The following is a 12,966-nucleotide window of genomic DNA, read 5'->3' as shown; positions in this document are numbered from 1 at the left end:
TGCGTCGGTCGGGACGCCGCTCACCGGTGGGCGCCGCGGACCAGCTCGTCGAGCAGCTCGGGGTAGGAGAGACCGGCGGCCGCGAACATCCGTGGCACCTGGGAGTGCTCGGTCATCCCCGGCACGGTGTTCACCTCGTTGAGCACCGGCCCGTCCTCGGTCAGGAAGAAGTCGACGCGGGCCACGCCGGAGCACGCCAGGGCGTCGTACGCCGTGAGTGCGGCGTCCTCGAGCGCCTTGGCGTCGACCTCGTCGAGCCGGGCGGGGACCCGGAAGTCGGCGTGGCCGCCGTACTTCGCGTCGTAGTCGAAGAGCCCGTCGGTGACGATCTCGAGCGCCGGCGCGGCGACGAGGGTGCCGTCGGCACAGCGCAGCACCGCGACATCGATCTCGCGGCCGGTGACGACGTCCTCGACCAGCACCCGGTCGTCGAGGGCGAGAGCGGCCTCGAGCGCCGGTCGCAGCTGTTCGGGCGCGGCGGCGAGGCCGACGCCTTGGCTCGACCCCGCGGCGACCGGCTTCACGACGACCGGATGGGTCCAGCGCAGGTGCGCGGCCGTCGCGGCCGTGACCAGCGTGCCGGGCGCGGTCGCGATGCCGACCGCCGCGGCGACGAGCTTGGTCGCCCACTTGTCCATGGCAAGCGCGCCGGCGCGGACGCCCGAGCCGACGTACGGGAGGCCGGCGAGCTCGCACAGCGCCGCGAGCGCGCCGTCCTCGCCGCGCGGGCCGTGCACGACCGGGAACACCACGTCGCAGCCGCGCAGCACGTGGGCCGCGCCGCTGAGCCCGATCGGCCGCAGGCCGCGGTCGCGCCAGGTGCCGTCGCGGCCGATGGTGAGCGGCACCACGTCGTACGTCGCGGGGTCGAGCGCCGCCGCGACCGAGGCCGCGGAGGCGAGGGAGACGTCGTGCTCGCAGTTCTGCCCGCCGCCGATGACGGCGACCCGCGTCCTCATGCGAGGCTCCGCAGGTGCGGCACCGCGAGGGTGCGCCGCTCGACCCGGGCGCCGATGCCGGTCACGATCTCGTGCTCGATGGTGCCGGACCAGCGGGCCCACTCGGCCACGGTCGGCTCGCCGTGGTCGCCGGGGCCGAAGACCGTCACGGTCTCGCCGAGGTCGACGGCCCGGCCGCGGAGGTCGACGACGAGCTGGTCCATCGAGATCCGGCCGACGACGGGTCGGCGCACCCCGCGGACCAGGACCTCCGCGCGCCCGGAGGCGGTCCGGGGCAGGCCGTCGGCGTACCCGAGCGGCACCAGCCCGAGGTACGTCGCGGTCGCCGTGCGGTGGGCGTGGCCGTACCCGACCGGGGTGCCGCCGCGCACCCGCCGCACCTGCGTCACCGGCGCCGTGAGCGTCATCGGCGGGCACAGGTCGGCGGTGTGCGACGGGTCGATGCCGACCAGGCCGGCGCCGACGCGGCACATCGTGTGGTGGGCCCGCGGGTCGGTCAGGGTGGCGGCCGTCGCGGCGAGGTGGCGCTCCCGCGGGCGCAGGCCGGCGGCGCGCGCGATCTCGATCGCCCACGCGAACCGGGTCCGGCCCCGGGCGTTGCAGTCGTCGCCCGGGTCGTCGGCGCAGCCGAGGTGCCCCATGACGCCGACGACCTCGACCTCGCCGCGCTGCTCGGCCCGGCGGGCCGCGCGGCAGAGCTGGGTCCAGATCGCCGGGTCCGCGCCGTCGCGGGCCATGCCGGCGTCGACGTGCAGGTGGACCCGGTGCCGGCCGGGTGCCTCCGCCACGGCGGCCAGGTGCTGCAGGCCGGGCACGGCCACGTCGACGTCCCACGCGGCTGCCGCCGCCCAGTCGGCGTCCACGGGGTTGAGCCAGCTGAGGATCGGGGCGGCGAGGCCCGCGTCGCGCAGCGGCCAGGCCTCCTCGAGGCTGGTCACGCCGAGGCGGGTGGCGCCGTGGGCGAGCGCGGTGCGCGCCACGTCGAGGGCTCCGTGGCCGAAGCCGTCGGCCTTGACGACCGCCATCAGCTCGCCGGTGGCGCGGTCGGCCAGCAGTCGGGTGTTGCGGGCGACGGCGGCGAGGTCGATCGTCAGTCGGGGGCGCGACCGTGGGGCGATCCGGGGCAGCACGGCGACGCGGCTCTCCGCGGCGGTCATGCCGCCACCGCCGCGGCGAGCGGGCCGTAGCAGGAGTGCTGGGCCCCCGTCGCCAGCGCCCAGTAGCGGTCGCCGAAGCTCCAGTGCCACCACTCGGTCGGGTAGTTCACCAGCCCCTGATCGCCGAGCACCTGCGCCAGCAGATCCCGGTGGGCGCGGGCGTCCGCGCCGATCCCGTCCGCGGCGAACCAGCACCGACCGTCACTCGCCTCGGGCGTCGCGTCGATCGGCGTCCCGAGGTCGAGCTCCTCGCCGCACACGTCGACGAGGGTCAGGTCGACCGCGGCGCCGGCCACGTGCGGCGCCACGTCGACGGGGGAGACGAACCGGCTGGTCAGCCGCTCGAGCTCCCCGGCACCGATCCCCGGGTGCAGCTCGCAGAGCTCCGCGGCGTACGACGCGATGATCTCGCGCTGCTGCTCGACCGGGCGGAAGCCCTCCACGACCCGCAGCCGCAGCCCGGCCGGCAGCAGCCGGTCGGCGGCCACCAGCCGCTGCGCCAGCCCGGCGCGCACCAGCGCCCCGGCCGGGGAGAGGTCGCGCGGCAGCAGGACCAGCGGCTCGCCGCACTCGACCCCGGGCACGGCCCGGACCCGCGGGTCCGACAGCAGGATCGTCATGCCGGCAACGCTAGGAATCCGGGAGTGCCGCCGCCTCCACCTCAGGTGCCGGTCGACTGTCTCCAAGTGCCGAGTTGGCGCCAGATTCGCCCGGCAGGCGGAATCTGGCGCCAACTCGGCTGAAATCTGGCGCCGACTCGCGGAGGTGGGGTCAGACCGGGACGAGCTCGACCGCGCCGACGGCGTACCGGGCCAGGATGGTGCGGGCCAGCTCCGGGTGGGCGCCCAGCGGCTCGGACACGGCGACCGCGCCGGCCTCGAGGGCGAGCTCGGCGGCCCGGTCCGGCAGGAAGCCGGGCGCGAGGAACAGCGAGGCCACGGCGACGTGGCGGCGTCCCTCGGCGCGGAAGGCGCGCACGGCCTCGCCGGCGGCCGGCGGGGCGGCCGAGGCGAACGCCGCGGTCACCGGCAGCTTGTGCCGCGTGCCCCAGACCCGCGCCAGGCGGGCGACCGCCTGGTTGGCGAGCGGGTCGCTGGAGCCGGCCGCGGCGAGCACCAGCGCGTCGAGCTCGCGCACCCGCGACGCCTTGAGCGCCTCGCGCATCCGGACGTCGAGCACCTCGAGGAACTGCGCCTCGAGGCCGAGGATCGAGGTGGCGTGGAACTTCACGCCCTCGTGCCGGGCGCTGGCCTCGGCGATCGCACCGGGCACGTCGACCTTGGCGTGGTAGGCCTGGGTGAGCAGCAGCGGCACCACCACGATCTCCTCGTGACCGGCCTTCACCAGGCGGTCCACGACCATCTGGAAGGACGGTCGGGAGAGCTCGAGGAACGCCGGCTCCACCTTGAGGTCCGGGCGCATCGCCTTGACCTCGTCGACGAGTGCCTTGATCGTGGCGGCGGACCGCGGGTCACGGCTTCCGTGAGCCAGGGCCACCAGAGCAGGAGCAGTCATCGCACTGCCTCCTTGTCTGTGCGTGATGATGCAGGGATCTGCCTGTCGAGTGCAGGGACGGCCACGCTGCCGGCCTGCGGAGTGGGGATCCTCGGATTGAGGAGGTCGTTCTGCGACCGTCTCGAAATCATGAGTGGATCCCGCACTCGGTCTTGTTGGTGCCGGCCCAGCGGCCGCTGCGCGGGTCCTCGCCCGGCGCGACGCGGCGCGTGCAGGGCCAGCATCCGATCGAGGGGTAGCCGTCGTACGCGAGCGGGTTTACCAGGACGCCGTTCTCGGCGATGTAGCGGTCCACCTGCTCGTCGCTCCACCGGGCCAGGGGGGAGACCTTGACCTTCTGCTTCTTGGCGTCCCAGCCGATCACCGGCGCGATCACCCGGTTGTGCGTCTCGGCGCGGCGCAGCCCCGTCGCCCAGGCGTCGTACCCGGCGAGGGCGTCGGCCAGCGGCTGTACCTTGCGGAGCTTGCAGCACAGGTCGGGGTCGGTCTTGTACAGGTCCTTGCCGTACGCCGCGTCCTGCTCGGCGACCGACTGCACGGGGGTGATCGTGAGCAGGTTGACCGGCAGCGTCGCCTGGACCGCGTCGCGGGTGCCGATGGTCTCGACGAAGTGGTAGCCCGTGTCGAGGAAGACCACATCGACGCCCGGAGCGACCTTCGAGGTGATGTCGGCGAGCACGGCGTCGGCCATCGAGGAGGTCACGCAGAAGCGCCCGCCGAACGTCGCGACCGCCCACTCGATGATGTGCTCCGCCGGGGCCAGTTCGAGCTCGGCGCCCCAGTGGGACACCAGCTCGCGCAGCTCCTCCGGGGTGCGCCCGTCGGTCGTGGTCCCGCGGTTGTTGCGCGCGGTGATCGTGGTCGCGGCCGTCATGACGCGCCCCCGCGAGAGCCGGAGGGGTCGACGAGCCCGAGCATGGTCAGCCGGAAGGCGCGCAGGCAGCCGCGGCACTCCCAGGTGCCGTGCGGTGAGGAGACCTCGCCGGTCTCGGAGACGACCTCGTGCGGGCGCAGGTCCTCCTCCCCGCAGTACGGGCAGTGGAAGGGGACGGCGCGCTCAGTCATGTCGGGGTCCCCGCCGGAACCGAGCGAAGCGAGTGTTCTGGTGGGGTGTTCTCATGGTGCGACCGCCGCCAGTGCCTTCTCGCCGCGCAGCAGCTCCTCGTCGGCCCGGACCACCCACTGCGCGAAGCTCTCCGTGGCGTCCGACCGGTCGGCCAGGTAGTTCGTCACGATCGCGGTGACGTAGTCGTCCAGGCCCGCGCTGGTGACCTTGTGGGCGCGGAGCTTCTTCCCGATCGTGTTGTGCAGTCCGATGCCGCCGCCGAGGTGCACCTGGAAGCCCTCGACCTGCTCGCCCTCGTGCAGGACGAGCTGCCCCTTGAGGCCGATGTCGGCGATCTGGGTGCGGGCGCAGGCGTTGGGGCAGCCGTTCACGTTGACGCTGATCGGCGTGTCCAGGTCCGGGAAGCGCCGCTCCAGCTCGTCGACCAGGTCGATGGCGCGCTGCTTGGTGTCGACGATCGCGAGCTTGCAGAACTCGATGCCGGTGCACGCCATCGTCGACCGGCGCCAGGTCGACGGCCGCGCCGAGAAGCCGATCGCGTCGAGGTCGGCCACCAGCGCGTCGACGCGGTCCGGGGCCACGCCGAGCACGACGACCTTCTGGTACGCCGTGAACCGCGCGCCGGCGGCGCCGTACCGCTCCACGAGGTTGCCCAGCTCGGTGAGGGCGGCGCCGTTGATGCGGCCGACCGTCGGGGTGGCGCCGATGTAGAAGTTGCCGTCCTTCTGCTCGTGCACGCCGATGTGGTCGCCGTTGCGGGTGGCGTACTCGGGCGACGGGCTGCTGACCAGCCGCTTGCCGAGGTACTCGTTCTCGAGGACCTCGCGGACCTTCTCGACGCCCCAGTCGGCGACCAGGAACTTCAGGCGCGCCCGCGACCGCAGGCGCCGGTACCCGTAGTCGCGGAAGATGCCGATGACGCCCTCCCAGGCGTCGGCGACCTCGTCGACCGGGATCCACACGCCCATCCGCTGGGCCAGCATCGGGTTGGTGGAGAGGCCACCGCCGACCCACAGGTCGAAGCCCGGGCCGAGCTCGGGGTGCACGGTGCCGACGAAGGAGACGTCGTTGATCTCCGGTGCGCCGTCGAGGCTGGGGTGGCCGGAGATCGAGGTCTTGAACTTGCGCGGCAGGTTCGCGTAGTCGGGGTTGCCGATGTAGCGGCGGCGGATCTCCTCGAGCGCGGGCGTGCCGTCGATCAGCTCGTCCTTCGCGACGCCGGCCACGGGGGAGCCGAGGAAGCCACGAGGGCAGTCACCGCACGCCTCGAGCGTGTCCAGGCCGACGGCCGCGAGCCGGTCCCAGATCTCGGGCACGTCGACGATGTCGATCCAGTGGTACTGGATGTTCTGCCGGTCGGTGATGTCGGCGGTGTCGCGGGCGAAGTCGGTCGAGATGCCGCCCAGCGTGCGCAGCGCGTCGGCGCTCAGCAGCTTGCCGTCCGAGCGGACCCGCATCATGAAGTAGCGGTCGTCGAGCTGCTCCTCGCCGAGCACCGCGGTCTTGCCGCCGTCGATCCCAGGCCGGCGCTGGGTGTAGAGGCCCATCCACCGGAACCGCCCGCGCAGGTCGGCCGGATCGATCGAGTCGAAGCCGCGCTTGGAGTACGTGTAGAGGATCCGGTCGCGGACGTTGAGCGGGTTGTCGTCCTTCTTGGACTGCTCGTTCTTGTTCAGCGGCTCGCTGTAGCCGAGCGCCCACTGGCCCTCGCCGCGCTTGGGGCGGGGGATCTCGGTGTGCTCGGGGCGGCTGGCGGTGTAGCGGAGATCGGTCATCGGGGGCGTTCCTTGACGAGGATGGCGAGCGACACTCGAACCGGGCGGGCCACGTCGTCGGGGCTCCGGACGTCCGGTGAGGTCAGCTGCGCGGGGCTGCTGGTGGGCGGCTGGTCAGGAATGCCAACACATCATGCTGCGCGTGCGCCCGAAGTCCACGTGGCGTCGAACCACGAGGTAGGCGTGCGTGGCAGCAGAGATCATGTCCCGGAGTCTCACGGTCCGGACGCTCATCCCACAAGTCGAAATCTCATGTTTCGAGACGGGAGTCCAGAATCTGATACGCACCGGGGTTGCTTCCCGTGGCAGCGGGACCGCAGGTGCGTCCCACGTCACATCGCGCCGGCCACGCTCGCAATCCTTCTCGATCCGGAGGGCCCGACGCATCTAGGCTTCGGCCATGAGTGACGACCGGACCTCCGCCCTGACCAGCAGCGCGTACCAGCAGGCCCTCGAGGTGATCGCCTCGGTCGAGCCGCGGATCGCCGACGCGACCCGGCAGGAGCTCACCGACCAGCGAGGTTCGCTCAAGCTGATCGCGAGCGAGAACTACGCCTCGCCCGCCGTGCTGCTCACCATGGGCACCTGGCTCAGCGACAAGTACGCCGAGGGCACGGTCGGCCACCGGTTCTACGCCGGCTGCCAGAACGTCGACACCGTCGAGGCCCTCGCGGCCGAGCACGCGCGCGAGCTCTTCGGCGCGCCGTACGCCTATGCCCAGCCGCACTCCGGCATCGACGCGAACCTGGTGGCCTTCTGGTCGATCCTGGCCCACCGCGTCGAGACGCCCGCGCTGGCCAAGCTCGGCGCCAAGAACGTCAACGAGCTCACCGAGGAGGACTGGGAGCGGCTGCGCCACGAGCTCGGCAACCAGCGCCTGCTCGGCATGTCGCTCGACGCCGGTGGGCACCTCACCCACGGCTTCCGCCCGAACATCAGCGGCAAGATGTTCCACCAGCAGCAGTACGGCACCGACCCCGAGACCGGGCTGCTCGACTACGACGCCGTCGCCGCGAAGGCGCGCGAGTTCAAGCCGCTCGTGCTGGTGGCCGGCTACTCGGCGTACCCGCGCCGGGTGAACTTCGCCAAGATGCGCGAGATCGCCGACGAGGTCGGCGCGACGCTGATGGTCGACATGGCGCACTTCGCCGGCCTGGTCGCCGGCAAGGTGTTCACCGGCGACGAGGACCCGGTGCCGCACGCCCACATCACCACCACGACCACCCACAAGTCCCTGCGTGGCCCGCGCGGTGGCATGGTGCTGGCGCAGGAGGAGTACGCCGCCGACGTCGACCGCGGCTGCCCGATGGTGCTCGGCGGGCCGCTCTCGCACGTGATGGCCGCGAAGGCGGTCGCGCTGGCCGAGGCGCGTCAGCCGTCGTTCCGGACCTACGCCCAGCAGGTGGCCGACAACGCCAAGTCGCTCGCCGAGGGCTTCCTGACCCGTGACGCCACGCTGGTCACCGGCGGCACCGACAACCACATCGTGCTGCTCGACGTGTCGTCGTTCGGCCTCACCGGTCGCCAGGCCGAGTCGGCGCTGCTCGACGCGGGCGTCGTCACCAACCGCAACTCGGTGCCCCAGGACCCCAACGGGGCCTGGTACACCTCCGGCATCCGCCTCGGCACCCCGGCGCTGACCACGCGTGGCTTCGGTCACGACGAGTTCGACGCCGTCGCCGACCTGATCGTCCAGGTGCTCCAGAACACCGAGCCCGGCACCACCAAGGACGGCAAGCGGTCGAAGGCGTCGTACGCACTCGGCGACGGCGTGGCCGACAAGGTCAAGGGCGCCGCGGCCGACCTGCTCGACAAGCACCCGCTCTACCCAGGTCTGAACCTCGCGTAGCGAGCGAAGCGAGCTACCCCGCGTGGCGTTCGACCTTGCCTGACGGGATTCTCCACAGGCCTCGCTCGCGTCGGGTGCGTGCTGGCGACGATGCCGCCAGCATGGACCGGTGCTCTGGACGCGTGTGACACTCGATGTTGGAGGTGAGTCATGTCCCAGTTGTTCCCCCACGCGGGGCCCTGGACGGTGGACGACCTCCCGGAGGAGGGCTGGTACGAGATCGTCGACGGTGCACTCGTCGTGAGCCCGGCACCGTCCCCCCGGCACGAGGTGATCGGCTCCGGGCTGCTCGTCCTGCTGGCTGGCCGCTTCGGGCATGCACGCGTGCTCGCCGGGGGCGGGGTCACGTTCTCGGCCGTGAACTACCGGATCCCCGACACCCTGGTGTTGCGCGAGGGGTTCGACGCGATGACTGCACCGTCGATCGGGCCGGGCGACGCGCTGCTGGTCGTCGAGGTGGTGTCGCCGTCCTCGGTGACCACCGACCACATCACGAAGCGGGCGCAGTACGCACGGGCCGGTATCCCCGGCTACTGGATCGTCGAGACCGACCCTGAGCTGCGGCTGACGGCGATGACGCTGCCTGCCGGCGGAGACGTGTACGCCGAACTCGGGTCCTGGGGCGAGGGCGAACGAGTGGCGGTCGACACCCCGCTCGAGATCGCTTTCGAGATCGCGACGTTGCGGGGCTGACGACTCAGCCCCAGCTCGCGGCGTTGGTGAGGCGAAAACCCGCGGTCCGGTCGCCTCCACGACGGTCGGCGCCGATCGCTCACCGGTCGCCGAGGTCGTCCAAGGGTGAGGTTCTCCCGATGGAGCCATCGGGGCAACCGAAACGTGACGGACTATTCCAGCGGGGCCTCACACCACCGGCGTCGCGCGCTCCACGATCGCCCGCAGGTCGCCGCCGTCGAGGGTGCCGAAGACGCCGTCGTACGCCGTGCCCAGGCGCGACGCGCAGAAGACGTCGGCGACCGCGGCGGGGGCGTAGCGGACCAGCAGCGACCCCTGGAGGCACAGCGCCATCCGCATCGCCAGCCGACGGGCGTTGACCTCGAGCGAGGCGGGCTCGCCCAGCAGCGAGCCGATCAGGCCCAGCGTGTCCTCGATGGTGCGGTCGAGCCGGGCGTCGCCGCCGCGGGCCCGGCCGACCTCGGTGATCCAGGCGTCGAGCACCTCGGGCTCGCGGCCCAGGGCGCGCAGCACGTCGAGCGCGTTGACGTTGCCGGAGCCCTCCCAGACCGAGTTCAGCGGCGCCTCGCGGTAGAGCAGCGGCAGGCCGGACTCCTCGACGTACCCGTTGCCGCCGAGGCACTCCAGCGCCTCGGCCACCAGGGCGGGCGTGCGCTTGCAGACCCAGAACTTCGACAGCGGCAGGGCGATGCGCCGCAGCGCCGCCTCGTGCGGGTCCTGGAGGCCGTCGACGGCGGCCGCGAGCCGGATCGCCAGCGCGGTCGCGGCCTCGGCCTCGACCGCGAGGTCGGCCAGCACGTTCTGCATCAGCGGCTTCTCGATCAGCGGGCCGCCGAACGCCGACCGATGCGCCGCGTGCCAGGTCGCCTCGTTGACCGCGCGCCGCATCAGCGAGGTCGAGCCGAGCACGCAGTCGAGCCGGGTCGCCGCGACCATCTCGATGATCGTGCGGACCCCGCGGCCCTCGTCGCCGAGCCGACGCGCGACGGTGCCGTCGAGCTCGAGCTCCGACGACGCGTTCGACCGGTTGCCGAGCTTGTCCTTGAGGCGGACGACGTCGAGCCGGTTGCGGGTGCCGTCGGGGAGCACCCGGGGCACGACGAAGCAGGTCACGCCGCCCGGCGCCTGGGCGAGCACGAGGAACACGTCGTTCATCGGGGCCGAGGTGAACCACTTGTGGCCGTGCAGGGTGTACTCGCCCTCCACGGAGGTACGCCGCGCCTCGGTGACGTTGGCGCGGACGTCGGAGCCGCCCTGCTTCTCGGTCATGCCCATCCCGGCCAGGGCGCCGAGCTTCTCGGAGGCGAGCCGGACGCCGGGGTCGTAGCGCAGCGACGCCAGCAGCGGCGTCCACTCCTTCGCGATCGCGTCGTCGGCGCGCAGGGCCGGCACGGCGGCGTACGTCATCGAGACGGGGCAGCCGTGGCCGGGCTCGGTGTGCGACCACGCCATGAAGCCGGCCGCCCGGCGCACGTGCGCGTGCGGCTCATCCGACTCCCACGCCGCCGCCGCGAGGCCCTGGGAGACCGCCCGGTCCATCAGCCAGTGCCACGACGGGTGGAACTCCACCTCGTCGATCCGGTGGCCGTAGCGGTCGTACGGCGTGAGCCGCGGGTGGAACTCGTTCGCGAGCATCCCGTGCTCCCGCGCCTCGGCCGTGCCGGCCAGCGCGCCGATCGGGGCCAGGTCATCGACCACCCCGGCGTCCGCGTGGCGGGTGACGGCCTCGACCAGCGAGGCATCGCCCGTGACGATGTTGTGACCAACCAGCGGCGGCGCCTGGTTCGTGGCTACCCGGATGTCGGAACCCATGTGTCTACGGTAGGTCCATGCCCCCCGCGGAGCGTGCCCAGACGCAGCAGCGCGCGTCCTCGGGCACCCCGGAGCCGTCCGTCGGCGCCGCGGTCGCCGATCGGCTGCGGCGGGCCCGCGCCGTGGTCTGGCGCCTCGTCGTCGCCACGGTGGGGTCGTGTCTGCGCTACCGGGTGACCGGCCTGGCCGCGGAGGCGGCCTTCTTCGCCGTGCTCTCGGTGCCGCCGCTCATCTTCGCGATGGCGGGCGCGATCGGCTTCGTCACCGACCAGTTCAGCCCGGCCCAGGTCGCCGACGTGCGGGCCGCGGTCATCGACCTGTCCGAGCAGGCCCTGACCCAGGGCGCGGTGCACAAGATCATCGAGCCGACGATCGACGACGTGCTCGAGGGCGGCCGCTTCGACGTCATCTCGCTCGGTTTCGTGCTCGCGCTGTGGTCGGGCTCACGGGCCCTGCACGTCTTCGTCGACACCATCACGATCATGCACGGGCTCGGTGGGCACCGCGGGATCGTCCGGGCCCGCGCGCTGTCCTTCGTGCTCTACGTGCTGGCGATGGTGCTGGCCGTCTTCATGGTGCCGCTCGTGGTCGCCGGCCCCGATCTGGTCGAGCACTGGCTGCCCCAGCGCCTCGACTTCCTGATGGCCTTCTACTGGCCGGTCGTCGTGCTGATCAGCATCTGCTTCCTCGCGACGCTCTACCACGTGTCCGTCCCCGTGCGGACCAACTGGAGCTTCAACCTGCCGGGCGCGACGTTCACGCTGTTCTGCTGGATCGTCGGCTCCTACCTGCTGCGCTGGTTCCTCACGGTCACCGCGGCCGACTCGCGCTCGATCTACGGGCCGCTGGCGGCGCCGATCGCGGTGCTGCTGTGGCTCTACCTGGTCTCGATCGCGGTGCTGATCGGCGCGGCCGTCAACGCGGCGTTCGACAGCGTCTTCCCGCAGTCCTCGACCATGCTCGCGAGATCGGAGCTCGTGCAACGGCTGCGTCGCATCGGCTCGCGACCCGACACGGACTAGATTCAGCGCCGTGGCCGACGACTCCAGCGACATCACCCAGGGCCACAGCCTGGGGAAGCTGTCCCTGCCGGCGAGCACCCGCTCGCCGTGGTGGGAGCTCGGTCGACGGCTGCTGATGGCGGTGGCGATCCTCGTCGGCACGGTGTTGATCGTCTACCTCGACCGGCACGCCTACGTCGACGGCAACGACCCGACCGGCGAGGTCGACCTGGTCGACTCGATCTACTACACGACCGTCACGCTGAGCACGACCGGGTACGGCGACATCACCCCGGCGGAGGCACACGCCCGCATGATCAACGCGTTCGTCGTCACCCCGCTCCGCATCGCCTTCCTGGTCCTGCTGATCGGCACCACCCTCGAGGTGCTCGCCTCGCAGGGCCGCGAGATGTTCCGAGCCGCCCGCTGGAGGAAGCGCATGACATCCCACGTGGTCGTCATCGGCTACGGCACCAAGGGCCGTGCCGCGGTCGACACCCTGGTCAACAACGGCCTGGACCGGGAGTCGATCGTCGTGGTCGACCCCGGGGCCGAGGCGCTGCAGGATGCGCACGCCGACGGGCTGGCGGTCGTCACCGGGGACGCCACCCGCCGCGAGGTGCTGCGCCGTGCCGGTGTCAGCGAGGCCGAGCAGGTGATCATCACGACCAACCGCGACGACTCCAACGTCCTCGCCACGCTCACCGTGCGCCAGCTCAACCCCGAGGTGTGGATCGTCGCCGCGGTGCGCGAGCAGGCGAACGTCCCGCTGATGCGCCAGTCCGGCGCCAACTCCGTGATCACCTCGTCGGACGCGGTCGGCCGGCTGCTCGGCCTGTCCTCGCTGTCGCCGACGCTGGGCACGGTCATGGAGGACCTGCTCACCTACGGCGAGGGCCTCGAGGTCGCTGAGCGCGAGCTGATCGTCTCCGAGGTGGGCAAGCAGCCGCAGACGCTGCCCGACCAGGTGATCGCCGTGGTCCGCGACGAGAAGGTCTACCGGTACTTCGACCCGGTCGTCACCCAGCTGGCCCGGGGCGACCGTCTCGTCGTCGTACGCCCGGCGCGGGAGCTGCCGTGGGCGCCGCGCCCGGGCACCCACAACGAGGACTTCGCGACCGACGACGCCTGAGGCTGCC

12 protein-coding genes are annotated in these 12,966 nt (G+C 72.3%); 4 read left to right on the top strand and 8 right to left on the bottom strand.

Annotated features, from left to right (window positions below; genetic code table 11):
* Positions 1 to 20: 20 nt before the first annotated feature.
* The 7 genes from KM427_RS15480 to KM427_RS15450 form a co-directional block, all read right to left on the bottom strand.
* A complete protein-coding gene (locus KM427_RS15480) occupies positions 21 to 959 on the bottom strand; it encodes a D-alanine--D-alanine ligase family protein (protein ID WP_183594192.1) in 939 nt (312 codons plus the stop codon).
* Positions 956 to 2,116 carry an alanine racemase gene (alr, locus tag KM427_RS15475; RefSeq protein ID WP_215524439.1) on the bottom strand — a complete coding sequence of 387 codons (1,161 nt, stop codon included), beginning with the start codon at positions 2,114 to 2,116 and terminating at the stop codon, positions 956 to 958. Before alr ends, KM427_RS15480 begins: the two co-directional genes overlap by 4 nt.
* Positions 2,113 to 2,736 (bottom strand): M15 family metallopeptidase, encoded by a 624-nt coding sequence (locus KM427_RS15470; protein ID WP_215524438.1) that lies wholly within the window; start codon positions 2,734 to 2,736, stop codon positions 2,113 to 2,115. Before KM427_RS15470 ends, alr begins: the two co-directional genes overlap by 4 nt.
* A 151-nt stretch (positions 2,737 to 2,887) precedes the next feature.
* A complete protein-coding gene (locus KM427_RS15465) occupies positions 2,888 to 3,631 on the bottom strand; it encodes a sirohydrochlorin chelatase (RefSeq protein WP_215524437.1) in 744 nt (247 codons plus the stop codon).
* Positions 3,632 to 3,758: 127 nt separating this feature from the next.
* The gene (locus KM427_RS15460; RefSeq protein WP_183594196.1) at positions 3,759 to 4,505 is read right to left on the bottom strand and encodes a phosphoadenylyl-sulfate reductase; all 747 of its coding nucleotides are present in this window, start codon (positions 4,503 to 4,505) and stop codon (positions 3,759 to 3,761) included.
* Positions 4,502 to 4,696, bottom strand: a complete 195-nt coding sequence (locus KM427_RS15455; RefSeq protein ID WP_183594197.1) for a hypothetical protein — start codon at positions 4,694 to 4,696, stop codon at positions 4,502 to 4,504. Before KM427_RS15455 ends, KM427_RS15460 begins: the two co-directional genes overlap by 4 nt.
* A 51-nt stretch (positions 4,697 to 4,747) precedes the next feature.
* Positions 4,748 to 6,472 (bottom strand): nitrite/sulfite reductase, encoded by a 1,725-nt coding sequence (locus KM427_RS15450; protein ID WP_215524436.1) that lies wholly within the window; start codon positions 6,470 to 6,472, stop codon positions 4,748 to 4,750.
* 400 nt (positions 6,473 to 6,872) lie between these two features.
* Here KM427_RS15450 and KM427_RS15445 point away from each other — a divergent pair, with 400 nt between their 5' ends.
* Together KM427_RS15445 and KM427_RS15440 are read left to right on the top strand one after the other, a co-directional pair.
* On the top strand, positions 6,873 to 8,321 hold the full coding sequence (locus KM427_RS15445) for a glycine hydroxymethyltransferase (RefSeq protein WP_215524435.1): 1,449 nt from the start codon (positions 6,873 to 6,875) through the stop codon (positions 8,319 to 8,321).
* Positions 8,322 to 8,471: 150 nt separating this feature from the next.
* Positions 8,472 to 9,014, top strand: a complete 543-nt coding sequence (locus KM427_RS15440) for a Uma2 family endonuclease (protein ID WP_215524434.1) — start codon at positions 8,472 to 8,474, stop codon at positions 9,012 to 9,014.
* 168 nt (positions 9,015 to 9,182) lie between these two features.
* Here the strand turns inward: KM427_RS15440 and KM427_RS15435 are convergent, their stop codons facing one another.
* Positions 9,183 to 10,826: an acyl-CoA dehydrogenase family protein gene (locus KM427_RS15435; RefSeq protein WP_215524433.1), complete on the bottom strand. Its 1,644-nt coding sequence runs from the start codon at positions 10,824 to 10,826 to the stop codon at positions 9,183 to 9,185.
* A gap of 17 nt (positions 10,827 to 10,843) precedes the next feature.
* Here KM427_RS15435 and KM427_RS15430 point away from each other — a divergent pair, with 17 nt between their 5' ends.
* Both KM427_RS15430 and KM427_RS15425 read left to right on the top strand, forming a co-directional pair.
* Positions 10,844 to 11,848 carry a YihY/virulence factor BrkB family protein gene (locus tag KM427_RS15430; protein WP_183594202.1) on the top strand — a complete coding sequence of 335 codons (1,005 nt, stop codon included), beginning with the start codon at positions 10,844 to 10,846 and terminating at the stop codon, positions 11,846 to 11,848.
* 10 nt (positions 11,849 to 11,858) lie between these two features.
* Positions 11,859 to 12,959, top strand: a complete 1,101-nt coding sequence (locus tag KM427_RS15425; RefSeq protein ID WP_183594203.1) for a potassium channel family protein — start codon at positions 11,859 to 11,861, stop codon at positions 12,957 to 12,959.
* Positions 12,960 to 12,966: the final 7 nt, after the last annotated feature.

It is taken from the genome of Nocardioides sp. LMS-CY, assembly GCF_018732145.1.
GTDB lineage: Bacteria > Actinomycetota > Actinomycetes > Propionibacteriales > Nocardioidaceae > Nocardioides > Nocardioides soli.
This window is presented reverse-complemented; position numbering and strand designations above follow the sequence as displayed.

Bases quoted from the DNA above. Each gene is read 5' to 3' on its own strand.
- KM427_RS15480 (WP_183594192.1), bottom strand. From the start codon at position 959: ATGAGGACGCGGGTCGCCGTCATCGGCGGCGGGCAGAACTGCGAGCAC.
- alr (WP_215524439.1), bottom strand. From the start codon at position 2,116: ATGACCGCCGCGGAGAGCCGCGTCGCCGTGCTGCCCCGGATCGCCCCA.
- KM427_RS15470 (WP_215524438.1), bottom strand. From the start codon at position 2,736: ATGACGATCCTGCTGTCGGACCCGCGGGTCCGGGCCGTGCCCGGGGTC.
- KM427_RS15465 (WP_215524437.1), bottom strand. From the start codon at position 3,631: ATGACTGCTCCTGCTCTGGTGGCCCTGGCTCACGGAAGCCGTGACCCG.
- KM427_RS15460 (WP_183594196.1), bottom strand. From the start codon at position 4,505: ATGACGGCCGCGACCACGATCACCGCGCGCAACAACCGCGGGACCACG.
- KM427_RS15455 (WP_183594197.1), bottom strand. From the start codon at position 4,696: ATGACTGAGCGCGCCGTCCCCTTCCACTGCCCGTACTGCGGGGAGGAG.
- KM427_RS15450 (WP_215524436.1), bottom strand. From the start codon at position 6,472: ATGACCGATCTCCGCTACACCGCCAGCCGCCCCGAGCACACCGAGATC.
- KM427_RS15445 (WP_215524435.1), top strand. From the start codon at position 6,873: ATGAGTGACGACCGGACCTCCGCCCTGACCAGCAGCGCGTACCAGCAG.
- KM427_RS15440 (WP_215524434.1), top strand. From the start codon at position 8,472: ATGTCCCAGTTGTTCCCCCACGCGGGGCCCTGGACGGTGGACGACCTC.
- KM427_RS15435 (WP_215524433.1), bottom strand. From the start codon at position 10,826: ATGGGTTCCGACATCCGGGTAGCCACGAACCAGGCGCCGCCGCTGGTT.
- KM427_RS15430 (WP_183594202.1), top strand. From the start codon at position 10,844: ATGCCCCCCGCGGAGCGTGCCCAGACGCAGCAGCGCGCGTCCTCGGGC.